This is a genomic window from Microbispora triticiradicis, assembly GCF_005864065.1.
In the GTDB taxonomy this organism is placed as follows: Bacteria; Actinomycetota; Actinomycetes; order Streptosporangiales; family Streptosporangiaceae; genus Microbispora; species Microbispora triticiradicis.
On record NZ_VANP01000020.1, the window covers coordinates 100017 to 126379 of the forward strand.

Here is a 26363-nt window from a genome sequence, read left to right on the forward strand (position 1 = left end):
TCGTTCCGGTCGGCGGGATCCGCCTCCTTCAGGACCTTGGCCATCTCGGCCGCCGATGTCCCGGCGGTGGTCGCCGAGGCTGCCCGCCCACGATCCGAAGACGGCTCAGGTGACGCCGTCCGAGGTCGTTTCGGGTTTCGTGTGGAGGATCTCGCGGGCCTGGTCCGCAGCGCGGGCGATGCTCTCGGAGACGAAGTCGATGAAGCGGGCGATGTTCTCCAGGCGGGCGGCGGCCGGGGTGCCGGGGCCGAGGATGCCGACGCCCTGCCGGGCGACCTCGCCGAGGTGTGCGGTGGCGCGGGCGCTGGCCATCGTGGATTGGTACATGACGTCGTCGTCGACCACGTAGCGTTCGCGGCGGCGTTCGTCGCGTTCCCGGCGGATGAGCCCCTGGCTTTCGAGGAACGTGATCGCTTTGGAGACGGACGCCGGGCTGACCTGGAGGCGCCCGGCGAGTTCGGATGCGGTGAGACTGCCGGTGTCGGCGGTGTAAAGGCCGGCCAGCACCCGGGCCGTCATCTTGGGCAGGCCCGATTGCATGAAGACGGTGGCGAACGTCTCCTCGTACTCGCGCACGGCCTCGGCATCGCGCCCGTGGGCCTGCGGGGGCGTGTTGGGGTCCCGGGGAGCGGCGCGCCTGCGGCGGTGGGCGCGGTGTTCGGTGGCGCGGTGGGCGAGGTCGGCGCGGTAGGCGGTGGGGCCGCCGTTGCGCATCACCTCACGCGTGATCGTCGAGGTCGGACGGTCGAGGCCTCTGGCGATCTCCGCGTAGGCGAGGCCGTCGGCCAGTCCCAGCGCGATCTGCTGGCGTTCCTGCTGGGTAAGTCGGCCTCCCGGCATCGCGGTCTCCTTCGTTGTCTGCGGTGCCTCCAGAATAGCGTTCACTCTCGGTTCATTGCAACGTGCGCAGTGAGTGTTGTTGCATTAGATTTAAAACCATTGCAACAAAATACTGCCTTCTACCTGCAGTGACGGCCGTCTTACACAACGAGCTGATTGCCGCATCGCGAAATGCAACGTAGTGTTTCCGCTATCGGAAAAAACGAGCCGCAGGAGAGCACGATGCAGAAGTTCGACACCCCCATCCCGGTGACCGCCGTCCTCGACGTCCCCGCCGGCCGCATCCGGTTCATCGCCGCCGACCGGGCCGACACCGCGGTCGAGGTCCTCCCCGCGAACGCCTCCAAGAGCCGCGATGTGACGGCGGCGGAGCAGACCGAGGTCGTGTACGGCGACGGCGTCCTGCGGATCAAGGCCCCGGAGGCGAAGAACCAGATCCTCGGCCCTTCCGGATCCGTCGAGGTGACCGTCCAGCTGCCCGCCGGCTCCCGCATCGAAGCGAAGGCGGCCCTCGCCGACTTCCGGGGAGTCGGCAGGCTCGGCGACGTCGTCGTCGAGAGCGCGCAGGGCTCGGTCAAGCTTGATGAGGCCGCGAGCGCTCGCCTCACCCTTCAGTCCGGCGACGTCTCGGTCGGCCGCCTGGGCGGCCCCGCGGAGATCAGCACCCTGAAGGGCGACCTCCGCATCACCGAGGCCGTGAGCGGCACCGTCACGCTGCGAACCGAGGCCGGTGAGATCTCCGTCGGCGCCGCCCGCGGAGTCTCCGCCGCCCTGGACGCCGGCACCACCTACGGCCGGATCCACAACGCGCTCAGGAACACCGACGGCGCCGACGCCGCCCTGACCATCCACGCGACCACCGCCTACGGCGACATCACCGCCCGCAGCCTGTGAGAGGGGCACCTCTCAGGCGCGACGATCCTGTCCGTTCGATCGAAATCCGTAACAGTTCTCAAGGAGCACGCCACCATGTCCCTCACCCTCACCGACCAGGACCGCCCGGAGCTGCAGAAGGTCATCGAGGAAATGATCGATGCCGGCTTCACCGGGGTGACGATGCGTGTGCACGATGAACGTGGCGAGTGGGTCGGCAGCGCAGGGGTGGCCAAGCTGGGCGAGAACGCCAAGCCGCCGGTCGACGGACATGTCCGGATCGGCAGCAACACCAAGACGTTCACGGCGACCGTGGTGCTGCAACTGGTGGCCGAGGGCAAGGTCGAGCTGGACAGCCCGGTCGCCGACTACCTGCCGGAGTTCGGGCTGGACCGGCGGATCACGGTGCGGATGCTGCTGCAGCACACCAGTGGGGTGTTCAACTTCACCGGCGAGTACTTCGAGGACGGCACGTTCGTGCCGGGGATCCCCGCCACCCCCTCCGGCAAGGAGTGGATCGACAACCGCTTCACCACCTACCGGCCCGAGGAGCTGGTCCGGCTGGCACTGTCCAAGCCGTCACGGTTCGAGCCCGGCACCGACTGGAGCTACTCCAACACCAACTACGTGCTGGCCCGGCTGCTGATCGAGAAGGTCACCGGCCGCCCGGTCGCCGAGGAGATGCAGCGCCTCATCCTGGGCCCGCTCGGCCTGACCGGCACCGTTCAGCCGGCCACCGAGACCGACATCCCCGAGCCGCACGCCCACGCCTACTACCGCTACGAGGAGGACGGCCAGACCCATACGGTCGACGTCACCCGCCACAACCCCTCCTGGATCTCCAGCGGCGGTGACATGATCTCCACCACGCGGGACTTGCACACGTTCATCTCCGCGCTGGTGGGCGGCAAGCTCCTGCCGGCCCCTCTGCTGGCCGAGATGTGCACGCCGGAGCCCAAGGCCGGCTACGGCCTGGGGGTGTTCGTGCAGGACGCGGGCGAAAACAGCGGCACCGTCATCACCCACAACGGCGGAGCCGCGGGTCACGCCGCGCTGATGTACAGCACGCCTGACGGCAGCAAGACCCTGACCGCCGCGCTCAACTATGTCGACGACGCCGCGCTGTCCCTCGGCGAGGCGTTCCAGAAGGCGACGCAAAGGCTAGTCAAAGAGGTTTTCGGCGGCGGACAGGCCGGGCCGGTCGGCTCGGCGGAGCCGGCTCAGTAGACGGGCCGAGCGCCTCGGCCCGTACGCCGTGCGAGCGGCCGCTGCTGTCGCACCCGTCGATCACTCGCCGTACCGAAGACGCCCTGGACGAGGATGCCGCACTATGCGAATATACGTTCGATTGATGAAGATCGCCATCGGAAGCGGGTCCTCCAGGCACGTCAGAGTGCTCGCTTCTCCCCTTCTCATCAGAACGGAGTGCATGTGCGCCCGTCGACCTCTGGCCGTGCTCCCCTATCCCGCCGATTAGTCGCCTTGGCCGGATCCCTGCTCGTGATGGCGAGCCTGCTCGCCGCTCAGTCGCCGGCCGCCGCGGCCGCGGACACCGGGGTCGTCGCCGACCTCGGCGTCGTCGCGGGCAGAGGCGGAGACGTGGTGGCCGGCGGCGGCAAGGTCTTCGTCGCCGCCGACGACCGGATCGTGGTCGCGTCCTACGACGGCCGGCCCATCGACACGATCAGCGGCCTGTCCGGCGCCGTCGCCCTGTCCGTATCGGACGGCGCCAGGAAGGTGTACGCGGCGCTGCGCGATTCGAACGAAGTGATCGAGATTGACACCGCTACGGCCACCATCACCCGACGTATCGACCTCAGTGCGTACCCGTGCCCGTCGCATCTGGCGCAGTCCCACGACCGGCTGTGGATCGGATACGGGTGCGGCGAAGCTGGAGAGGGAGGTGTCGTCGGCCTCATCGTGTCGGCGGCGACACCCACCCCCGTCCGGGTGGGGCCGGGCACGACCCGGCCTCCGCTGGTCGCCGTCGCCGGGGCCACGCTGGTGGCCGGGGAGCCGGGAGTCAGTCCCGCTGTAGTCAGGGTGTACGACGTCAACACCACCCCGGGCATCCCGCGCGGCGAGATCCGCGGCGACGCGGACGGGCTGCCGCCCCTGCGGGATCTCGCCCTCACCGAGGACGGGTCGGCACTGTCGGCGTTGGACGGCACCCGCCGGTTCGACGCCTGGGACACGACGACCCTGACTCAGGCCCGTGCCTACGACAGCAGCGAGTTGAGCGAGCAGGGCCTCCCCGCTGCTGTCGCGGCCAGTCCGGACGGCGCGTACGTCGTGGGCGGCTGGAACTCCTCTTCGGGTGACACCGCGGAACTCGTGGTGTACGACCCGGCCACGGCGGAGGTGATCTACGAGGCCGACCACCAGGGGAAGGCGTTGGTGGCGGGCAGCATCGCCTTCCACGGCATATACACCTGGGCGGTGCTGAAGGACACCGGCACCGGGCGGATGCACCTCTGGCGGCTGCCGCCTTCGCCCTACCACTCCTCCGCGCTGACCTTGACGGCTCCCTCCGCGGCGACCGCGCTCACGCAGTCGACCTTCAGCGGACGGCTCACGCTGAGCACCGGTTCGCTGCCCGGCGTACAGACGCTCGAACTGTACCGCTGGCTCCCCGACGGCACCTCCAGGCCCTATCAGGAGATCACCACGGCGGCGGACGGAACCTATGAGTTCACCGACACTCCACCCTCCAGCGGGGCGTTCCGCTATCAGGTGTACTGGCCCGGCAACTCATGGTTCGACGGTCGCGGCGCCTCGGCGACGGTGACGGTGGCCCCGTACCGGCCGGTGCTCACCGTGACCGGACCGGCGACGGGCACCGTCGACCAGCGACTCGAATTCAGCGGAACCTTCGGCGCCGACGGCGTCTCCTTCCCGCGAACGACGATCGTCGTCTCGCGCAAGGTCGTCAGCCCGGATGGCACCGTCACCTCGAAAGCCCTGCCAAAGGTGGCTCCCGCCGCCGACGGATCGTTCGGCTTCGCCGATACGCCGACCACGGCCGGTGAACACGAGTACACCGTCAGGCTGGTTGGGAACTCGGTCATCGAGCCGGCGAACACCAGCCATGTGGTCACCGTCCTCCAACCGGCCACGTAGCATCCCGGCGACCCGGTGACGGCGATCCGAATCGCCGTCACCGACGGTCAAACGCGGTGGTCGCCGGCGCGCGCTTCGAGAAGGAGCTCGTACCTCCGCGTCTGCCGGGGAACATGCAGGACGTGGGCGCCGCGTCGCGGGCGGTGCGGCGGCTCGCGGAGCGGACGCCATCGTCGCGGGAGCGGTTCGTCGACCTGCTGCGAGCCGGATCGGCCGCGTGGCCGGCCTGGCGGATCTTCCGGTCGTGGCTGGCCACCGCGGGATTCACGGGAGTCGCCGCGGTGCCGGCTGCGACGGGGTTCCGGGGGTTTGCAGCGTCGGCGTGAACCAGGTTCTCGCCGGAGGAAGCAGGAGCAGCGTCACGATGAGCGCGGACCAGGGCGCGGTCAGAACCCACTCGAAAGTGCCTTCGACCAAGAAGTGGACGAAGTCGAGCAGGGGGATGGCGACCTGGACCGCGATGGTGGCGTGACGGATCCGTGGGCGACGGGTGCGCCACTGGTTCGCCAACCAGCCGGCGAGGATCGGCGGAAGGTAGAAGGGGGCGTAGAGCAGGTTCTCCAAAACATCGTTGGAATCGAGAACCAGCTCCGGGATGAGCAGGACGATGCCGAGCAGGGCGAGTGTCGCCTGGACCCAGATCAGGTTCCGGGCGACCCTTACAGACAGAGGCATGCGGGGGGATTCACTTTCAGCTCTCGGGAACGCGGCGAAGGCGTCCGCGCAGACGGCTCGCCGGACAAATAGTCCCATTTCTATGCGGCAGTTGATCTCGTCCAATCTGGGGCCGCCTGGTTGTCCACGTGAGCGGGACGGCCGGTTGGATGAGGCGGGTGAGGGCGTGCCGCACGGCGGACGCGGGGGATGAAAGTTTCACGACATCCCATCGCGACGGTGCGCACTTGTCGCGGTAAGAGCCCAGGCGGCGCGCCGACGGCAGCCGGGGCGTCCGAGAGAGGCGATCCACGTGCTTGACGCCGGGACCTTCCTTGATTTGACTCCGCACTACCCCGTTAACCATCGAATCGATTCGGACGCTCATCGATGTTAGCGCTAACACGCGCCTGGCCAGTCCTGCCGCATCGGTGCCGTCCGGTCATGATTCCTGATTGAGAGAAGAAGGCATGATGCTTTTCGGGAGCCTGAGAAGGGTGCTCACGGCCGGGGCGAGCGCGTTGATCGCCACCGCCTGCCTGACCGGCGTCTCCACGCCGTCGCAGGCCGCGACGCAGGGTCCGTGTGACATCTACGCGGCCGGTGGCACGCCGTGTGTGGCGGCGCACAGCACCACGCGTGCTCTGTACGCGGCCTACAACGGCCCGCTCTACCAAGTCAGGCGCGCCTCGGACAACACCACTCGCGACATCGGCGTGCTGAGCGCGGGCGGAGTCGTCAACGCCGCCACGCAGGACTCGTTCTGCGCCGGCACGAACTGTGTGATCACCATCCTCTACGACCAGTCCGGCCGCAACAACCGCCTCACCCAGGCGCCGCCCGGCTACTGGAAGGGTCCGGCCGCGGGCGGATACGACAACCTCGCCGACGCGAAGGCGGCCCCGATCACCATCGGCGGCCAGAAGGCCTACGGCGTCCGCGTGGAGCCCGGCACCGGCTACCGCAACAACAACACCAACGGTGTGGCGACCGGCGACCAGCCCGAGGGCATCTATGCCGTCGTCGACGGCACGCACTACAACCAGTGGTGTTGCTTCGACTACGGCAACGCCCAGACGGACGGCCAGGCCGACTCCCCCGCCATCATGGAGACCGTCTACTTCGGCGCCAACAAGCAGTGGGGCTACGGGGCCGGGGCCGGTCCCTGGATCATGGCCGACCTGGAGTGGGGACTGTTCTCCGGGGTGAACGCGGGCTACAACAACCTCGCGTCGATCAACCACCGTTTCGTCACGGCCATGGTCAAGGGCGAGCCGAATCACTGGGCCATCCGGGGCGGGAACGCGCAGTCGGGCGGCCTGACGAACTACTTCGACGGACGGCGCCCCAACGGCTACAACCCGATGAAGAAGGAAGGCGCCATCCTGCTCGGCATCGGCGGCGACAACAGCGTCTCCGGCCGCGGCACCTTCTTCGAGGGCGTGTTGACCTCCGGCTATCCGAGCGCCGCCACCGAGGACGCCGTACAGGCGAACATCGCCGCCGCGGGCTACGCGCCGGCGGGCGGCGGCAACCCGCAGCAGGGCGTCCAGATCGTGGGCGGCCAGTCCGGCCGGTGCGTCGAGGTGCCGAACTCCAGCACGGCCAACGGCACCCAGGTGCAGTTGTGGGACTGCGGGAGCGGCACCAACCAGCGGTGGACGTACACCTCGGGCAAGCAGTTGCAGGTGTACGGCAACAAGTGCCTGGACGCCTACGGGCAGGGCACCGCCAACGGCACCCAGGTGATCATCTGGGACTGCAACGGCCAGGCCAACCAGCAGTGGAACGTCAACTCCAACGGCACGATCACCGGCGTGCAGTCCGGGCTGTGCCTGGACGCCAACGCGGCGGGCACCGCCAACGGCACGAAGCTCATCCTCTGGGCCTGCAACGGCGGAAACAACCAGAAGTGGACCCTGCGCAGCTGATTGAGCCACGGGCAGAGGTCCGGAACCCGGGTGGGGCCACGGCTCCCCCGGAAACGGTCCTCTGCCCGTACAGGCGACGCTCGGCCGCGGTCATCACCCCAACCCGCCACCAGGAGCTTTGATGAACATGCCGCTGAACCGTCGACGCTTCATCGCCACCACGGCGGCGACCGTCGGCGCCGCCGCGCTTCCTTCGGCGATCTTCTCCGGCCGAGCGGCTGCCGCGGTGCCGCCGCAGGTGACGCTGCCGCAACGCGGCATCTACGACACGGCCGCGGCCGCGAGTTGGACCGATGCCTTCCTTACCGGCAACGGGGAGTACGGGGCCATGCTCTACGGCGCGCCCACTCTGGAGAAGGTGGTCTTCACGCATCATCGGTTCGTGCTGCCCAACGGCACCCGTAACCTGACTCCGCCGGTTCTGTCGGGCCGGTTGGCGGGGGTCAGGGACAAGGCGCTTGCCGGCGACTTCAACGGTGCCACCGGCGACTTCACCTCCGGATGGTCGCTGCGCTGGACCCAGACCTTCCATCCGGGCTACGCGCTGCGAATCAGCACCCCGGGGATGACGACGGTCGGCAACTACGCCCGGGTCACCGATTTCAGGACCGGTGAGGTCACCTCGACGTGGACCGACAGCTACGGTGCGTGGACGCGCCGGGCTTTCGCCTCCCGAGCCGACCGGGTGATCGTCCACGAACTCACTCCCGCGCCGGGCCGGACGATCGACACCACGCTGAGCGTCAACACGGCCCTGAGCGGCGTACCGGGGTCCGTCGGCTTCACCACGCTCGCCACGGTCGGAAACGGTGACGGCTACCTGAACCTGCGGGGCACATACCCGGCCGGGCAGGGGGCGTTCGGCTATGAGGGCGTCACCCGGGTGGTCGCGACCGGCGGCTCGGTACGGGTGAGCGGGTCGACCATCGTCGTGGCCGCGGCGACCAAGCTCGTGCTGCTGACGAAACTCGACCGCTACGAGTCGTCCACCGCGTGGGACGCGAAACCCCTGCACACGGCGCTGGCCGCGCTGACCGCCGACTACACGGCGTTGCTCGCGCGGCACACCGCCCTGCACACCCCGCTGTACGACCGTTCACGCCTCGACCTGAACGTCAGCGCGGCCGATCGGCAACTGCCGACCAGTGAACTGATCGGCCGGCAGAACTCCAACCGCAACGTCATCGACCTCGCGTTGCTGGAGCGGATGTACGACTCCGGCCGTTATCTGTTCCTCAGTTCCAGCGGCGTCCTGCCACCACGGCTGACCGGCCTGTGGACGGGCGCCTGGGACGCGGCGTGGGCCGGGGACTTCACCACCGACGCCAACGTCAACTTCCAGGTCGCCGGGGGCAACATCCTGTCCCTCACCGAAGCCATGGACGGCTACTTCACCCTGATCCTCGGCCAGATCGACGACTGGCGCACCAACGCGAGAAACCTCTACGGCGCTCGCGGCCTGCTCGCTCCCTCCCGGACCGACGGCGAGTACGGCAAGATGCTGCACTTCGACAGCGGGTTCCCCGGCCACACCTGGATCGGCGGCGCCGACTGGCTGCTCTATCCGCTGCTCGAGTACTACCAGGTCAGCGGTGACGCCACCTTCTACCGCACCAGGCTCGCCCCGGTCCTGATCGAGCTCGCACTGTTCTACGAGGACTTCCTCACCCGCACCGACGCCAACGGCAGGGTCGTCTTCGTGCCGTGCTTCTCCATGGAGAACAGCCCGGGCAACACGGGCAGGCAACTGTCGATCAATGCGACCGGCGAGATCGCAGCGGGCAGGCATGCGCTGCAGGCCGCCATCGACGCCGCTGACTTCCTCGGCACCGAGCAGGGCCCGGGCCAGGGCGTGCAACGCTGGACCGCCCTGCTGGCCAAGATGCCCGATTACCGGATCAACGGCGACGGGGCGCTCGCGGAATGGTCGTGGCCCAGCCTGACCGACCGGTACAACCACCGTCACGTACAGCACATGTACCCGGTCTGGCCGCTGCACGAGATCAACCCCGAGGACAAGCCCGACCTGATCCGCTACGCGAGCCGCGCCCTGGACCTGCGGGGGGACGAGGGAGGGGAGGCCCACGGTGCCATCCACCGCGGCCTCGCCCGAGCCCGGCTCAAGGACGGCGCCGGCGTGTACGGCAACCTGCGGAAGATCCTGGGCAACAACATGGTCTTCCGATCGTTGATGACCTCGCACAACCCGAACCTGTCGATCTACAACGCCGACGCCGCCAATTCGCTGCCCGCGATTCTCGCCGAGGCGTTGATCTACAGCAGGCCCGGCGTCCTGGAGTTGCTGCCCGCGCTGCCCGACCAGTTCGCCAAGGGCACGATCACCGGCGTACGCGGCCGCAACCGCATCCGGATCGATTCGCTCACCTGGGACATCAACGCCCGGACCGTCACCGCCGCCGTCGTCTCCGACATCACCCAGACCATAACGCTCATCTGCCGGCGCGGGATCGCCTCCCTGACCACCGGTGCGAGCGTCACCGCCTCGCCGTTGGGCAGCCACGCCCGGCAGGTGTCACTCACCGCGGGTACGCCGACCCAGATCACCGTCGAGCTGAGCGCCGGCGGCCCGTCCACCGGCGTCGTCCGCCTGGTCAACCGCAACAGCGGCAAGGTGCTGGACGTCTACGGCGGCTCCACCGCCGACGGCGCGACCATCGTCCAGTGGCCCTGGACCGGCGGGACCAACCAGCAGTGGCGGATGACACAGAACTCCGACGGCTCCTTCCGGCTGATCAGTCTCGGCAGCGGCAAGGCTCTCACCAGCCCGAACGCCAACCAGGGCACCGCGCTCGTCCAGATGACCGACACCAACGGCGCGAACCAGCGGTGGAAACTCGTCCCCGCCGCCACGAGCGGCTACTACCGGATCGTCAACGCCGGCAACGGACTGTGCGCGGACGTCGAAGCCGGGTCCACAGCCGACGGCGCCCGAGTCATCCAATGGGCCGCCAACAGCGGTGCCAACCAGGAATGGCAGCTCATCACCGTGTGACGGCGAGACCGCGTCGGCGTGGGCCCGGCGCCCGGCGTCAGGGCAAGTGGCAGGCGGAACCGGTGGCCCCGCGTACGGGCTCGCCGTGGCATCGAATCGAGTCGCTGGAGATCCAGCCCAGTCTGGACATTTCCGCCGCATGCGCTTCCGGTTCTCGATCTCGGAACCGCTGACACATCCTATGTACGAGACGTCCGACGCGGTCTGAAAGTTGCACGACGTAGGGGTTCCCATCGCGAATCGGCTGTGGTGGAAACGTCTGGCCCAAGTGATCCCATCTCACCTGAACCATGAGCCTTGACAGTAAGGAGGCACGAGCTTACGTGTGGTGTCCGGCCATACGTCGAATCGATACGACACTGCCATCACCAGGAGACAGCGTGCCCCCATCGAGCCGTCGGTTTCCGCCGCGGCGTCGTGGGCGGCGGCCGGATGAGACGCACATCGCACCAGGGATTCACCCGAAAGGATTACCCATGAAGCGGAGCGATCCCTCCTCCCGTCCTCGACGTCCGGTGAGCAGGTGGCCGGCCGTGCTGGCGGTCTTCCTTGTCGCGATGATCGGGGCTCAGCCGGCTGTGGCGGCACAGCAGTCCGCACCGTCGGAGTCCAGCGCGACGGTCGCCGCCGCCGGGGACATCGACGGCTTCACCGCGGGCAATGCCGCGATCGCCTCGGTCGATCTCGCCGGGACGTGGAGCTTCACCCCGGCGGGCCGGTCGACGACGTCGATCAAGGTGCCCGGAGGTGGCTGGTACAAGCAGGGTTTCACTGATGTGTCCCAGGCGGTGTACTCGCGTACGGTGACGGTGCCGGACTCGGGGCAGCCGCAGTCGACGTGGATCGAGTTCGGCGCCGTGAACCACCAGGCGACCTTGTCGGTGGACGGCCGGGTGGTGGCGACGCAGACCACGGCCTTCACCCCGTCGAAGTTCGACATCAGCGCCTACGCCGCCCCGGGCACCACTCATACGATCACCGTCGACGTGAAGGGCCGCGGCGCGCTGAAGAACCCGGCGAACGGCAAGTACATCGTGCCCGTGGCCGCCGACTGGTCCGAGGCGGTCCCGCAGGGGATCTTCCGCTCCGCGTTCCTGCGGGTGTATCCGGCCGTGTACGTCAGTGACGCGTTCATCCGTACTTCGGTGGCGAATCAAACCCTCGGCTACGACGTGTGGGTGACCAACACCTCGAGCAGCGCTCGATCGGTGACGGTGACCGGCGAGCTGTCGTCGGACGGCGGCGGGACGTTCGGTTACCCGGCGCTGCCGGCCCGCACCGTGACCGTGGGGGCGCGGTCCACGGCCAAGGTCACGGTCGATTCCGTCGCGTGGAACCTCGGCAGCACCTCGTACTGGTGGCCGAACGTCCCCTACCGGTCGGGGTATCGAGCCCAGCTTCACCGTCTCAAGGTCAGCGCGGCGACCGACGACGGCCGGACAAGTGACGCGACATACCGGTTCGGGTTCCGTGAGACCACCCAGAACGGCGAGTACTACTACATCAACGGCGTCCGGGTGAACTTCCGCGGTGACAACCTGCAGGGCGCGGACTACGACCGGGTCGACAACGCAGGCAAGGGCGACGCCTACGACACGCTGCCCGGCTTCCTCCCGCCCTCGGCGGGCAACGGCGGCTGGCCGCAGGCCGTGGACAACTACCAGCGGCTCAACTACAACGTGGTGCGCATCCACCAGGAGCCGGCCAGTCCGTACATGCTCGACGTGGCCGACGAGACGGGCCTGATGATCATCGACGAGACCGGCATCCGCGGCAGCGCGCAGGACTTCGTCTCAGGGCACGACAACATGGTCGCTCACGCCCGCGCGCTCACGCTGCGGGACCGCAATCATCCCGCCGTCATCCGCTGGAGCCAGGCCAACGAACCGACCTTCGGCAACGACTCCGAGCAGTTCGAGCAGGATCTCTACGCGGCGATGAACGGCAACGACGGCACCCGCCCGGTCAGCCTCGACGCCGCGCCAGGCGCCGACGCACCCAGCCGGTACCCGAACATGAGGTACGGCAACTTCGCGGTCTTCGCCCACTACCTCGACGGCGTCGGGCAGTACGGGGAGCGGGTGGCCACCGTGACCGGCCGTCCCGATGGTGAGGGCGAGTACGTCTGGAACAAGTGCAACACCAAGCAGGGCTTCATGTGGTTCGCCACGGCGACGGCCGCCAAACGTGGCAAGGACGCCGCCGACCTGCGTCCGTACACGCTGCTGTCCGCGTGGGCCGGTTTCGTGCCCGGGGTGCGTTCCACGGACTTCGTGCCGGAGGAGGGCGGTCATCCGCTCTACGGTGCGGACAACCTGTCCGATCCTTGGAGCAACCCCCAGATCCAGCGCGTCCAAGCGGCGTTCAATCCGGTCGCGGCGATCGACCTGCCCTACTGGTCGGCGTCCGGAGCCTCCGACGGCAACGGCACCTTCCCGCTGCCGCAGGCCGTGAACACCTACGCCTCCAACGCCTCCGTGACCCGCGACATCACCGTCTTCAACGACGACCTGCGCGGCACCTCCGTCGGATTCTCCTGGTCGGCACGGCTCGACCGGCCCGACGGCACTGTGATCGCGTCGGGGCAGACCACACTGAACATCCCACTCGGCTCGCGGGTCACCCAGCCGGTCACCTTCACCACACCGGCGAGCGGCTCGCGGGTGTACCTGGTGCTGACGACCGCCAAGTCGGGTGCCACGACGTTCAGCGACGCGGTCGAGTACTTCAATCTCGGGTCCGGTTCGAGCGGCCCGGTGTCGGGCGCGACCTACCGCATCGTCAACCGCAACAGCGGCAAGCCGCTCGGCGTGGCCGGCGGTTCTTCCGCCGACGGCGCCAAGGCCGTGCAGCAGTCCGGTTCCGGCGCGTGGACCGTCACCAGCGGTCAGGGCGGTGCGTACACCCTGCGCTACGTCCCCACCGGCAAGGTCCTCGACGTCAACGGCAGCAGTACGACCCAAGGGCTGCAACTGCAGCAGTGGACCGCCAACGGCGGCACCAACCAGCTGTGGTACCTGCGGTCCACCGGCGACGGCTATTACACGATCGTCAGCTACAGCAGCGGGCTGCTGGCGGACGTGTACGGCGCGTCCACCTCCGACGGTGCCCAGGTCGTGCAGTGGACCGCCAACGGCGGCACCAACCAGCAATGGCAGTTGATCCCGGCCTGAGACCACCTGACCACCTGGGGCACCCCGGCCACGGCGGGCGAGGGAGGTGATGACGAGGCCGGGTCACGGGGTGCTGCGAATTCGGCTTGAACGTACGCCGGTCGAACGCGAGCGTCCAGACCGGTCTTGACCCGAGCCTGACGACGGAGTCTGATCCATCGCTCGATCTCTACCGAACCGGTGGTGCCCATCCTCCGAACGTGGAGGCGGTCTTGTTCCAGAGCGGCAGTCAGCAGAACGTCTGCCGGGGAACATGCAGAACATGGGGGCCGCGTCGCGAGAGGTCCGGCGGCTCGCGGAGCGGACGCCGCCGTCGCGGGAGCGGTTCGTCGACCTGCTGCGAGCCGTGTCGATCGTCGCGGTGGTCCTCGGACACTGGCTGGCGACGGTGGTCGGCTACGACGAGCACGGCGAGCTGACCGGCCGGTCGGCGCTGCCGGAGCTGCCGTGGGCGCGGCCGATCACCTGGGTGGTCCAGGTGATGCCCGTGTTCTTCCTCGTCGGCGGGTACGCCAACGCCGTCTCCCTGGCCGCGGAGCGACGCCGCGGAGGGAACGCCACCGAGTGGCTGATCAGGCGGAGCGGCCGGCTGATCCCGCCGACCACGGCCCTGGTGCTGGTGCTGGGAGGCGGCGCGCTGGCGGCGGGCCTGTTCGACGCCGACCCTGCCCGGGTTCGTACGGTGGTCTGGCTGGCCTCGATCCCGTTGTGGTTCCTCGTGGCCTACCTGGTGGTGGTCGTGCTGACCCCGCCGATGTACGCCCTCCATCGCCGGTACGGACTCGCCGTCCCGCCGGTGCTGGTGGGGCTCGTCGCAGCCGGTGACGTGGCCCGTCTCCTCGGCCACGACTTCTGGGGCGGCGGCAACTTCCTGTTCGGCTGGCTGGCCGTCCACCAGACGGGTTTCGCCTGGCGGGACGGACTGTCGGCTCGCCCTCGCGTCGCGGTGTCGCTGCTGCTCGGCGGGACCGGCGCGCTGCTCCTGCTCACCCTCGCCGGTCCCTACCCGATCAGCATGATCAATGTGCCCGGCGAGCGGCTGCACAACATGTCCCCGCCCAGCCTGGCCCTGCTGGCGGTCGCCACCGCCCAGCTCGGGGTGGCGCTGCTGCTGCGGGATCGGGGCGAGCGATGGTTACGGCGCGGCCGCAGGTGGATCGCCGTGGTCGCGGTCAACTCGGTGATCATGACGATCTTCCTCTGGCACATCTCCGCCGCGATCCTGCTCGTCGCCGCGCTGCACGTCGCGGGCGTGCTGCCGACTCCGCAGGCCGGATCGGCCGCGTGGCTGGCCTGGCGGATCCCGTTGCTGGTCCTGTTCGGCGCCGCTCTCACGCCACTCGTCGCGATCTTCGGCCCGATCGAGGTGCGCGGCGCCCGGCGCCGGATCTCGCTCCCGACGCCGGCCGTCCTGGCGGGTATGGCGTCCTGCCGGGTCTTCCGGCCGTGCCTGGCCATCGCGGGATTCGCGGGAGTCGCCTTCGCCCTGCTCGCCAACAGCCTGTGGCCCAGCACCGCTCCGACCGGATCAGGAATGCCGGCGGTCGCGCTGGTCACCTACCTCGCCTGCGCGGCGGTCCTGCGCCTGCTGCGCTCGACTCCTCCTGCCACGGAGGCCGGACCGCGCCACCGGTGACGCCGAATCCGGTAGCCGGCACGATGGCGTGGCGTCTCATGCCGCCCTGGAAACCTGGTCGCCATGTGTCCCGTCCGAGCTCGGCACGGGGGGAGGCAGGGCCTGTTCGCACCAGATGGTCTTGCCACAGGTCGACTGTCTCGTGCCCCAGCTCTGCGTGAGCTGTGCGACCAGCAGCAGTCCACGGCCTCCCTCGTCGAAGACGCGGGCCCGGCGCAGATGCGGTGCGGTGTTGCTGCCGTCCGAGACCTCGCAGATCAGTGTGCGGTCGCGGATCAGCCGCAGCTGAATCGGCCCGGTCCCGTGGCGCATGGCGTTGGTGACCAGCTCGCTCACCACGAGCCCGGTGACGAACTCCATCTCGGCCAGTCCCCATACGAGGAGCTGGTCGATGGCGAGCTTGCGGGTGTACGTGACCACGGCCGGGTCGGCGGGGACGTCCCACGTGACGATCTGGTCCGGGGAGAGGGCCGCGGTGCGTGCCAGGAGAAGGGCCGCGTCGTCGGCCGCGCGGCCGCCGAGCAGGGCGCCGGTCACGGTGTCGCAGGTGTCCTCAAGCGATGCGGTCGGCAGCGCCAGGGCGCGGCGCAGCTCGGCGAGGCCCTGGTCGATGTCCCGGTCGCGGGACTCGATCAGGCCGTCGGTGAACAGGGCGACGACGGTGCCCGCGGTCAGGCGCAGCTCGGTGGTTTCGAAGGGCAGGCCGCCGACGCCGAGAGGAGGGCCGACCGGCCCGCTCACCAGTTCCGTGGCGCCGTCGAGAGCGACCAGGACGGGCAGTGGGTGACCGGCGGTGGCCATGGTGCAACAGCGCGAGACGGGGTCGTAGACGGCGTACAGGCACGTGGCTCCCAGCTCGGCGAACGCGGCCGTGTCGCCTTCCGCCGTGCCGGGCTGTTCATCGCCGGTGAGGTGGATGACCAGGTCGTCCAGGTGCGTGAGGAGCTCGTCGGGCGGCAGGTCGACGTCGGCCAGCGTGCGTACGGCGGTGCGCAGCCGGCCCATGGTCGCGGCGGCGTGGATGCCGTGGCCGACGACGTCTCCGACGACGAGGGCGACCCGGCAGCCGGACAGCGGGATCACGTCGAACCAGTCGCCGCCCACCCCGGTCTGTGCGCCCGCCGGCAGATAACGGGAGGCGATCTCCACCGCCGGCTGCACGGGCAGCCGCTGGGGCAGCAGACTGCGCTGCAGGGTCAGCGCGGTTTTGCGTTCGTGGGTGTAACGGCGGGCGTTGTCGATGACGACGCCGGCCTTGGCGGCGAGCTCCGCCGCGTAGGACAGGTCCTCCTCGTCGAATCGCCCGGGCAGCCGCGAGCGCCAGAAGCTGACCACGCCCATCCGCATTCCCCGGGCACGTAGCGGAGTCGTGATCAGGGAATGGATGCCGTGGTCCAGGATCCGGGCGGCCTCTTCCGGATCCCGGGACCGCCACGCGGTGGAGGTCCGCAGATCGGGCTCGATCACGGGGAGGCCGCGGTCGAGACTGCGGGCCTGGGGCGTGGGCGGGGCCCACGTGATCGGCCCGCCGGGCGGGTGGAACGACGCGGTGTTCCCGATGCCTCCGATCGCCACCCGGCACAGCGTCTCGCCCTCGTCCGGGTGGTGGTCATCGCCTTGTACGACGGCCACTTCCAGGTCGACCGTGACGAAGTCGGCGAACTCGGGGACCACCACCTCCACCAGTTCCTCCGCCGTCCGCCGCACATCGAGGGTGGTGCCCACCGCCGTGCTGGCGTCGTACAGCAGTTGGAGGCGTCTGTGCGCCTTCTCGGTCAGCTTGCGGCTCTCCTCCAGCGAGTGCCCCATGCTGTTGAACGCGACTTCGAGCTCGCCGATCTCGCCCGCACCGGTTTCGGGCATGCGCGCCGTGAGGTCTCCGTCGGCAAGCCGGGAGGCGACGGCGGCCGCTTTTCGCACCGGCCGGACGATCGACCGGATCAGGTAGGTGTCGAAGGCGAGGATGAGCAGTATCGATCCCACCACCCCGATCGACGCCACCGCGGTGGCCCGGACAGCGGCTTCGGCGGCGTGTGCCTGTCGCGACGCGAGAAGTTGATCCTCAAAGGTCACGAACTGCTGAAACTGGCCCCTGATCGCGTCGACGCGGCGCTTTCCGTCTTGCGTCACCGCCACGGTGTGCACGGATGCCGGATCCCGCCGCGCGGCCTCCACGGTCGGGACCGAATAGTCACGGATGTAGGCCTCGATGGATTGCCTGATCCGGCGCGCCCGCTCTCCCTGCGCGGGGGCGCCCGCGGTCGCGAGACGCTCCAGGGTGGCCGCCTGCTCGGGAATGGCGGCGCGGGCCTGTCTCCATGGTTGCAGGAAGCTCTCCTCCCCGGCGATGACGAACCCCCGCTGGCCGGTCTCAAGGTCGATGACGAGTCTCTGGAGGTGGTTCGCGCTCGTCAGTACATGCCTGGAGTGGTTCGTCAGATCCACCGCCTCACGAAGACCCACGATCGCCGGCAGGAGGAACGCGAAGGCGCCGCTGATGAGGCCCAGGAGCAGCACGCTCACCACGATCGTGCGCCGGGTCAGTCCGCCTTTCCCCTCAGCCCGTCGCGTGCGACGCGAACCGCTTACCCCCATGGCATGCCTTCTGACCAGCGGCAATCTCGTCTACTTCGTCATCTTACGACTGTGACCCTTTCGCTCCCGGAAGGGAGCGGCGCCGCCCCCGGGCAGACGAACGAGCGGGTCCGGCCGGGCGAGGTGCTCCGGCCGGACCCGCTCGGTCCGGTTGTTCGGTTCTCAGGTCAGGCGGTCACGGGCTGGAGCAGGTGACGGAGGGGGTGGCCGCGCTGCCGTTGGCGGTGAAGCCCAGGGTGGTGGAGGCACCCGAGGCGATGGAGCCGTTGTAGGGCGCGTTGCGGACCGTCACGCTGGAGCCGGACACGCTCTGCTGGCCGTTCCACAGGCTGCTGATGCTCTGCCCGCCGGGCCAGGTCCACTTCACGGTCCAGCCGTTGACCGGCGCGCTGCCCGCCTGCACGGTCACCTCGGACTGGAACCCGCCGGGCCAGGAGTTCACCGTACGCATCGTCGCGCTGCATCCGCCCGGCTCCGTCGACGGCGACTGGGACGGCGACTGCGACGGCGACTGGGACGGGCTGACCGGCGGCGTCGGGCTGGGGCTGTCCGAAGGACTCGCGCTGGGGCTCACCGGCGGGGAGGGCGAGACGGGCGGGGCGGCGTTGAGGGCGTTGAGGACCGAGGTGTAGGCGGCCTTCTTGTTGCCGCTGGTGTCGAACAGCAGCGGGCTGGTGTTCGCGCCGAGCCAGGAGTCGCTGTCACGGACGCCCCACACGGTGATGCCGACGCACCGCGAGACGGCCAGGCAGTCGTTGGTCACGTTGGCGTAGGTCTGCGCCGAGCCGCCCTGGATGTCCAGCTCGGTGATCGCCACGTCGACGCCGAGGGCGGCGAAGCTGGAGATCGTGGTGCGGTAGTTGCTGTTGTAGGCGCTCTGGCTGTTGAAGTGCGACTGCAGGCCGACGCAGTCGATCGGCACGCCGCGCTGCTTGAAGTCCTTGACCATGTTGTAGACGCCCTGCGTCTTGGCCCAGGACCAGTTGTCGATGTTGTAGTCGTTGTAGCAGAGCTTGGCGGCCGGGTCGGCGTTCCGCGCGGTGCGGAAGGCCACCTCGATCCAGTCGTTGCCCGTCCGCTGCAGGTTGGAGTCGCGCCGGCCACCGGAGTTGCCGTCGGCGAACGCCTCGTTGACGACGTCCCAGTAGGCGATCTTGCCCTTGTAGTGGGACATGACCCCGTTGATGTGGTCGATCATCGCCTGCCGCAGGCTGCTGCCCGACAGCGACTGCATCCAACCCGGCTGCTGGGAGTACCAGGCCAGCGTGTGACCACGCACCCGCTTGCCGTTCTGCACGGCCCAGTTGTAGACCCGGTCGCCGGCGGAGAAGTTGAACTGACCGCGGTTCGGCTCGGTCGCGTCGATCTTCATCTCGTTCTCGGCGGTCACCATGTTGAACTCACGGTTCGCGATGGTCGTGTACTGCGAGTCGCCGAGCTTGCCCGAGGCGATCGCGGTGCCGAAGTAACGGCCGCTCTGCGCCGCCGCCGCGCCCAGCGTGCTGGCCGCCGCGTCGGCGGGGGCCGAAGCCGCCGCGAACGCCGTGACCGCACCGAGCACACCGAGAGCACCGACGGCCAGAGCCCGCCGCATCCCCGTGAAGGGCTGCCGGGTTCCAGGCCGGGAATTGGCGCGTACGCCCATGCCTGAGCCTCCATAACTGAAACGGGAAGGGAGTACTGCGGCGACATGCCGCGCGGGATGGACGCGGGCCCCATCACTGGGAACGCACACCCGTCAGGCGTCGCGAAACGGCGGCCCCCTGCCTGCGCACCACCACCGGACAGGAGGGCCGCCTCGGGACCTCAGTGTGGAAACCACGCCGAAACATGTCAAGACTGGGGTGAAACTTTCGGAGGCGGGCCGTCGTCAGGCTGGCGTCCTACCCCCGTATATGGCCTGCCCAGGGCCCTGGAAATTTTCGAGCCGGCCAGCCCGCCAGAAGGGCGGTAATGGCTGAAATTTACATCATCGCCCAGCGTGAGCCGTGCGCTCCGGCGGCCTCGGCGAGGTCTTCCCGATCACTCCGCCCACAACAAGCGAAGGCCTCCGGTACGGCGGCGTGCGCCGTGCCGGAGGCCTTCTTTCACCACCAGGAGAGAAGGAGAGTCAGCGGAGGAACTCGCCTAGCTGTTCCAGGTCCACTTCTGGTTGTTGCCGCCGTGGCAGCTGTAGAGCTGGAGCTTGGTGCCGTTGCCGGTGCCGGCTCCGACGGCGTCGAGGCACAGGTTGGACTGGACGCCCTGGATGCTGCCGTCGGAGTTCACCCGCCACTTCTGGTTGTCCCCGCCCCAGCAGGAGTAGATCTGGATTGCGGCGCCGTTGCCCGTGCCGGCCGCGTCCAGGCACTTGTTGCCGTAGACCCGGATCTCACCGGAGGACGTGGACGACCAGGTCTGGTTGCTCTGACCGTTGCAGTCGTACAGCTGCACCTGCGTGCCGTCGTTCTGGCTGGCGTTGGGCACGTCGATGCAGCGACCGGAGGCCACGCCCCGGATCGCCCCGTTGCCGCCACTGGTCGGGCTCACCGTCGGAGTCGCGCTGGGGCTCCCCGAAGGACTCGCGCTGGGGCTCACCGGCGGGGAGGGCGAGACGGTGGGGGCGGAGTTGAGGGCGTTGAGGACCGAGGTGTAGGCGGCCTTCTTGTTGCCGTTGCCGTCGAACAGCAGCGGGCTGGTGTTCGCGCCGAGCCAGGAGTCGCTGTCACGGACGCCCCACACGGTGATGCCGACGCACCGCGCCACCGCGAGACAGTCGTTGACCACGCTCGCGTAGGTCTGCGCCGAGCCGCCCTGGATGTCCAGCTCGGTGATCGCCACGTCGACACCGAGCGCGGCGAAGCTGGAGATCGTGGTGCGGTAGTTGCTGTTGTACGGGCTGTTGCTGTTGAAGTGCGACTGCAGGCCGACGCAGTCGATCGGCACGCCGCGCTGCTTGAAGTCCTTGACCATGTTGTAGACGCCCTGCGTCTTGGCCCAGGACCAGTTGTCGATGTTGTAGTCGTTGTAGCAGAGCTTGGCGGCCGGGTCGGCGTTCCGCGCGGTGCGGAAGGCCACCTCGATCCAGTCGTTGCCCGTCCGCTGCAGGTTGGAGTCGCGCCGGCCACCGGAGTTGCCGTCGGCGAACGCCTCGTTGACGACGTCCCAGTAGGCGATCTTGCCCTTGTAGTGGGACATGACCCCGTTGATGTGGTCGATCATCGCCTGCCGCAGGCTGCTGCCCGACAGCGACTGCATCCAACCCGGCTGCTGGGAGTACCAGGCCAGCGTGTGACCACGCACCCGCTTGCCGTTCTGCACGGCCCAGTTGTAGACCCGGTCGCCGGCGGAGAAGTTGAACTGACCGCGGTTCGGCTCGGTCGCGTCGATCTTCATCTCGTTCTCGGCGGTCACCATGTTGAACTCACGGTTCGCGATGGTCGTGTACTGCGAGTCGCCGAGCTTGCCCGAGGCGATCGCGGTGCCGAAGTAACGGCCGCTCTGCGCCGCCGCCGCGCCCAGCGTGCTGGCCGCCGCGTCGGCGGGGGCCGAAGCCGCCGCGAACGCCGTGACCGCGCCGAGCACACCGAGAGCACCGACGGCCAGAACCCGGCGCAGCCCTGTGAAGGACTGCCGGGTTCCAGGCCGGGAATTGGGGCGTTCGCCCATGCCTGAGCCTCCATAACTGGAACGGGAAGGGAAAGAGGCGAGTAGAGTCGCGAATCGACGCCGCGCTCCATCGATCGGGAGCGCACACCACCGGGGGCGTCGCGGACGGCCTCCCGCCTGTGCACCACCATCAGGCAGGAGATCGCCTCGGGGACTCAGTGTGGAAACCCCGCCGAAACATGTCAAGACTTTAGTGAAACTTTCGGAACGACCGGCCCTCGCCCGGCGGTGTCGCACCCCGCCGGCATCCGCCCCGGTCTCCCGAAACGTCTCGGCGGGCCGTCGCCTCCGGCCCGGCCGGAATGCCTGAAAGTTTCATCACACATCCCCTGCGCACCGGTGAGACGTACGACATAAGACCTGCTGGGCCCGTCCCCGTCGTCGCACGCCCCGTACGCGAGACCGCGGGTCCTTGACTCCGTCTCGCCACCTCGGCTTTGCTCCGCCCCACCACCACTTAGCGCACCGAAGGGAGAAGGGAGCCTGGAGCCCCAGGTAGTTGTTAACGTTAACAGCATCTCGTCTTGAAAGCGCACCACGCGGCCCGAGCGACGCGAGACCCCGGATGGACACACCACCTCCCTCCGCGGCCTCCCCTCGCCGTCGCTTTCGATGGGAGGTCGCCCGTACAGAGCGGGAGGAGCCGGATCGGCCGGCCCGTGACTCCTCGCAGCGGTGCGGCCCGTACGACGGGCCGGCCCGGCCACCCCGATCATGTTCGGCCGCAGAGCCACCACTTCACGGCGTTCGCCCCCTGAGAAAGCTGGGTACAAAAATGTTAGCGATAACAGAAATAATCCATCGTCCGCGCTGGTCGCGTGCGCGGAAGTCGATGAGCCGATGGCTGGCCGTACCGCTCCTGACCGTGGCCATGGCGGCGTCGGGCGCGGTGCTGGGGGCGGGCGCCGCGAGCGCGGAGTCCAACGGCGGGGTTCGGGTGATGCCGCTGGGTGACTCGATCACCGAGGGCACCCAGGTGCCGGGCGGGTACCGGATCGGGCTGTGGCAGCGCCTGGCCGCCGGCCGCTACACCGTGGACTTCGTCGGCTCGCAGTACAACGGGCCGGGCAACCTGGGCGACCACGACCACGAGGGCCACCCCGGCTGGCGGATCGACCAGATCGACGCCAACATCACCGGCTGGCTGCGCAGCTACACCCCCCGCACCGTGCTGCTGCACATCGGCACCAACGACGTGCTGCAGAACTACAACGTCTCCTCCGCCCCCCAGCGGCTGTCCACCCTGATCGACCACATCACCTCGGCCGCGCCCAACGCCGAGGTGTTCGTCGCCACGATCATCCCGCTGTCGAACTCCGGCCAGGAGTCGGCCGCCCGCACCTTCAACGCCGCCGTCCCCGGCATCGTGCAGTCGAAGGTCAACAGCGGCAAGCACGTCCACCTGGTCGACATGCACAGCAAGCTCACCACCGGCGACCTCATCGACGGCATCCACCCCACCGCGAACGGCTACGACAAGATGGCCGCCGCCTGGTACGCCGCCCTCCAGTCGGTCCCGGGCAGCCTCGGCCAGGGGTCCAGCCCGAGCCCCAGCGCGACCCCCAGCACCAGCCCGAGCACCAGCCCCAGTGCCGGTCCCAGTGCGATCAAGGGAGTCGCTTCGGGCAGGTGCGTGGACGTCCCCAACGCGTCGCAGACCAGCGGCACCCAGGTGCAGATCTGGGACTGCAACGGACAGTCCAACCAGAGCTGGACTCCCACCAGCTCCGGCGAACTGCGCGTGTACGGCAACAAGTGCCTCGACGTGGCCAACATGAGCACCGCCGACGGAGCCGCGGTGCAGATCTGGGACTGCAACGGACAGAACAACCAGAAGTGGCGCTTCAACAGTGACGGCAGCATCACCGCGGTCGGAGCCAACAAGTGCCTCGACGCACCCAACTACTCCACCGCCAACGGCGTGAAGCTCCAGATCTGGTCCTGCAACGGGCAGAGCAACCAGCGCTGGACCCGCGTCTGATCGAGGACCCCGCCGGGGCGGCCGGACCGGCCGCCCCGGCGTAGGCCCGCCCCGCAGCGGCCCCCGCGGGCGCCGCCCGTCATGTCCCCCAGCGGTCCCCTCCACCCCAAGCGCCCTGATCACGAGTAGCGGCCGGCCTCCGGCACCGCCGCCCGGACGCCGCGCCGACGGGTCACCACTTCGACAACGAAAGGACTTCGCGTGAAACGAAGGCTCAGATCCCTGCTGGCCGCCGTCTCGTTGCCCCTGGTACTCGTCGGCATGCTGCTGGCCGCCCACCCCGCCGCGGCCGCCACGCTGACCCGCATCACCGGGTTCGGCACCAACCCGACCAACCTCAACATGTACCTCTACGTCCCCGACCGGGTCGCCGCCCGCCCCGCCCTGCTCGTCCTGGTCCACTACTGCAGCGGCTCGGCCAGCGGCATCTTCAACGGCAACGGCCACGACTACGTCACCGCCGCCGACCGCTACGGCTACATCATCGTGGTCCCCGAAGCCACCCGCAGCGGATCCTGCTTCGACGTCTCCACCCCCGCCGCACTGCGCCGCGACGGCGGCAGCGACTCCACCGGCATCATGGCCATGGTCAACTACACCCGCCAGCGCTACAACGTCGACCCCGGCCGCATCGTGGTCAGCGGCTTCTCCTCCGGCGCCATGATGACCAACGTCCTGGCCGCCGAATACCCCGACGTGTTCTCCGCCGCCTCCGCCTTCTCCGGCGTCCCCGCCGGCTGCTTCGCCACCAACGACGGCTCCCTGTGGAACAGCCAGTGCTCCGGCGGGCAGATCACCAAGACCGCCCAGCAGTGGGGCGACCAGGCCCGCGCCATGTACCCCGGATACACCGGCCGCTACCCCCGCATGCAGCTGTGGCACGGCACCACCGACACCACCCTGCACTACAACAACTTCGGTGAAGAGATCAAGCAGTGGACCAACCTCAACGGGTTGAGCCAGACCCCCGCCTTCACCGACCACCCCCAGTCCTCCTGGACCCGCACCCGGTACGGCAACACCGGCACCCAGGCCACCGTCGAGGGCATCAGCATCTCCGGCGTCGGCCACCAGCTCCCCATGAGCGGCCAGCTCGCCTACGCCATCTCCTTCCTCGGCCTCGACGCGCCGAGCACCTCCCCGTCCGCGACGCCGACCGTCACCCCCACCGTGACGCCGACGGTGACGCCGTCGACGACTCCCACGTCCGGCGGGGGCAGCGGGGCGATCAAGGGTGTGGCCTCCGGCCGCTGCGTGGACGTACCCGGCGCCACCCAGACCGACGGCACCCAGGTGCAGCTGTGGGACTGCAACGGCCAGACCAACCAGACCTGGTCGTCCACCTCGGCCAGTGAGATCCGCGTCTACGGCAACAAGTGCCTGGACGCCGGCGGCACCGGCAACGGCGCCAAGATCCAGATCTACTCCTGCCACGGCGGCACCAACCAGAAGTGGCGCGTCAACTCCGACGGCAGCATCACCGGCGTCCAGTCCGGCCTGTGCATCGACGCCTCCGGAGCCGCCACCGCCAACGGCACCAAGCTCCAGCTCTACAGCTGCCACGGCGGCACCAACCAGAAGTGGACCTGGAGCAGATAGTCCCGGATGCGAAGGGATCCCCCCGGTGCGGCGTGCCCGCCGCGCCGGGGCCCTTCGGACGACTCCCCCGGACGACCTCTGAAGAACCCCTGAAAACTCCCGCAAGAACCCCCGAAAGAACCCCTCAGAAAGAGCAGAACGATGAGACGACATCTCAGGAAACTCGTCGGCACCGCCCTCGCCGCCGCACTCACGGCGGTGGTCACGGCGCTGTCCATGCTCGTGGGACCGGTGCCGGGAGCGTCGGCGGCGACGCTGACAGAGGTGACGAACTTCGGCTCCAACCCCGGCAACATCCGGATGTTCCTGTACGTCCCCAACAACGTGGCGGCCAGGCCGGGGATCCTGGTGGCGATGCACGGCTGCAACGGCTGGGCGCAGGGCTTCTACCAGGGCACCGAGTTCGCCTCGCTCGCCGACAGGTACGGCTTCGTCGTCATCTATCCCCAGGCGAACAAGAGCGCCAACGGCATGTCGAACTGCTTCGACGTGTGGTCGAACGAGTCGCTGCGCCACGGCGGCGGCAGTGACCCGGGCTCGATCGTGTCGATGGTGAACTACGTCCAGCAGCGCTACAACGGCGACCCGCAGCGGGTGTTCGCCACCGGCTTCTCCTCGGGCGCGATGGAGACCAACAACCTGCTCGCCACCTACCCCGACGTGTTCAAGGCCGGCGCGCCGTTCTCGGGCGTCCCCTACGGCTGCCTCGGCCCGGCCGGGTGCGGCGACAAGACGCCGCAGCAGTGGGGTGACCTGGCCCGCAACGCCTACCCGGGCTACACCGGGCCCCGGCCGCGCGTGCAGGCGTGGCACGGCACCAACGACTCGGTGCTGAACTACAGCATGCTGCAGGAGGAGGTCGACCAGTGGACGAACGTGTGGGGCATCAGCCAGACGCCCGCCTCCACTGACACCCCGCAGTCCGGCTGGACCCGGCGGCGCTTCGGCTCGGGTCAGGTCGAGGCGTACACCATCTCCGGCGCCGGTCACGACCTGCCGCACCAGGGCATGGGGATCTACGCGATCCGGTTCTTCGGCCTCGACGCGCCGAGCACCTCCCCGTCCGCGACGCCGACCGTCACCCCCACCGTGACGCCGACGGTGACGCCGTCGACGACCCCGACCTCCGGCGGGGGCAGCGGGGCGATCAAGGGTGTGGCCTCCGGCCGCTGCGTGGACGTACCCGGCGCCACCCAGACCGACGGCACCCAGGTGCAGCTGTGGGACTGCAACGGCCAGACCAACCAGACCTGGTCGTCCACCTCGGCCGATGAGATCCGCGTCTACGGCAACAAGTGCC

General features: G+C 68.9%; 15 protein-coding genes. 10 read left to right on the forward strand and 5 right to left on the reverse strand.

The features are described from left to right. Window positions 1–105: 105 nt before the first annotated feature. Entirely contained in the window at window positions 106–840 is a 735-nt protein-coding gene (locus tag FED44_RS32885; protein ID WP_111697849.1) for a GbsR/MarR family transcriptional regulator, read from the reverse strand. Window positions 841–1062: 222 nt separating this feature from the next. Here FED44_RS32885 and FED44_RS32890 point away from each other — a divergent pair, with 222 nt between their 5' ends. The 3 genes from FED44_RS32890 (at window position 1063) to FED44_RS36160 (ending at window position 4833) form a co-directional block, all read left to right on the forward strand. Then, window positions 1063–1734, forward strand: coding sequence for a DUF4097 family beta strand repeat-containing protein (locus tag FED44_RS32890; RefSeq protein ID WP_138463102.1), 672 nt, complete (start codon window positions 1063–1065; stop codon window positions 1732–1734). Window positions 1735–1809: 75 nt separating this feature from the next. After that, window positions 1810–2940, forward strand: coding sequence for a serine hydrolase domain-containing protein (locus FED44_RS32895; RefSeq protein WP_111697851.1), 1131 nt, complete (start codon window positions 1810–1812; stop codon window positions 2938–2940). Between the two features lie 255 nt (window positions 2941–3195). Further along, window positions 3196–4833, forward strand: coding sequence for a YncE family protein (locus tag FED44_RS36160; protein ID WP_167521658.1), 1638 nt, complete (start codon window positions 3196–3198; stop codon window positions 4831–4833). Between the two features lie 264 nt (window positions 4834–5097). Here FED44_RS36160 and FED44_RS32905 read toward each other — a convergent pair whose 3' ends face one another. Continuing rightward, window positions 5098–5613 carry a hypothetical protein gene (locus FED44_RS32905; protein ID WP_138463103.1) on the reverse strand — a complete coding sequence of 172 codons (516 nt, stop codon included), beginning with the start codon at window positions 5611–5613 and terminating at the stop codon, window positions 5098–5100. Between the two features lie 344 nt (window positions 5614–5957). Here FED44_RS32905 and FED44_RS37850 point away from each other — a divergent pair, with 344 nt between their 5' ends. The 4 genes from FED44_RS37850 to FED44_RS32925 all read left to right on the forward strand — a co-directional run bounded on the left by FED44_RS37850 (window position 5958) and on the right by FED44_RS32925 (window position 15240). Next, window positions 5958–7418, forward strand: a complete 1461-nt coding sequence (locus tag FED44_RS37850) for an arabinofuranosidase catalytic domain-containing protein (protein WP_138463104.1) — start codon at window positions 5958–5960, stop codon at window positions 7416–7418. A gap of 121 nt (window positions 7419–7539) precedes the next feature. Further along, window positions 7540–10431, forward strand: coding sequence for a glycosyl hydrolase family 95 catalytic domain-containing protein (locus tag FED44_RS32915; protein WP_138463105.1), 2892 nt, complete (start codon window positions 7540–7542; stop codon window positions 10429–10431). 476 nt (window positions 10432–10907) lie between these two features. Then, window positions 10908–13604, forward strand: coding sequence for an RICIN domain-containing protein (locus FED44_RS32920; protein WP_138463106.1), 2697 nt, complete (start codon window positions 10908–10910; stop codon window positions 13602–13604). A 262-nt stretch (window positions 13605–13866) separates the two neighbouring features. Then, window positions 13867–15240: an acyltransferase family protein gene (locus tag FED44_RS32925; protein ID WP_138463107.1), complete on the forward strand. Its 1374-nt coding sequence runs from the start codon at window positions 13867–13869 to the stop codon at window positions 15238–15240. A gap of 36 nt (window positions 15241–15276) precedes the next feature. Here the strand turns inward: FED44_RS32925 and FED44_RS32930 are convergent, their stop codons facing one another. The 3 genes from FED44_RS32930 to FED44_RS32940 all read right to left on the reverse strand — a co-directional run bounded on the left by FED44_RS32930 (window position 15277) and on the right by FED44_RS32940 (window position 21483). Beyond that, entirely contained in the window at window positions 15277–17763 is a 2487-nt protein-coding gene (locus tag FED44_RS32930) for a SpoIIE family protein phosphatase (RefSeq protein ID WP_167521659.1), read from the reverse strand. A gap of 247 nt (window positions 17764–18010) precedes the next feature. Then, on the reverse strand, window positions 18011–19480 hold the full coding sequence (locus FED44_RS32935) for a glycoside hydrolase family 10 protein (RefSeq protein ID WP_244302464.1): 1470 nt from the start codon (window positions 19478–19480) through the stop codon (window positions 18011–18013). Window positions 19481–19962: 482 nt separating this feature from the next. Then, the gene (locus FED44_RS32940; protein WP_138463109.1) at window positions 19963–21483 is read right to left on the reverse strand and encodes an endo-1,4-beta-xylanase; all 1521 of its coding nucleotides are present in this window, start codon (window positions 21481–21483) and stop codon (window positions 19963–19965) included. Between the two features lie 832 nt (window positions 21484–22315). Between FED44_RS32940 and FED44_RS32945 the strand changes: the two genes are divergently transcribed. From FED44_RS32945 to FED44_RS32955, 3 genes are all read left to right on the forward strand, one after another. Continuing rightward, window positions 22316–23464, forward strand: coding sequence for a lectin (locus tag FED44_RS32945; RefSeq protein WP_244302465.1), 1149 nt, complete (start codon window positions 22316–22318; stop codon window positions 23462–23464). Window positions 23465–23665: 201 nt separating this feature from the next. Beyond that, window positions 23666–25063, forward strand: coding sequence for an extracellular catalytic domain type 1 short-chain-length polyhydroxyalkanoate depolymerase (locus FED44_RS32950; protein WP_167521660.1), 1398 nt, complete (start codon window positions 23666–23668; stop codon window positions 25061–25063). Between the two features lie 141 nt (window positions 25064–25204). Then, on the forward strand, window positions 25205–26363 hold a 1159-nt coding region (locus tag FED44_RS32955), incomplete at its 3' end, for an extracellular catalytic domain type 1 short-chain-length polyhydroxyalkanoate depolymerase (protein WP_138463110.1).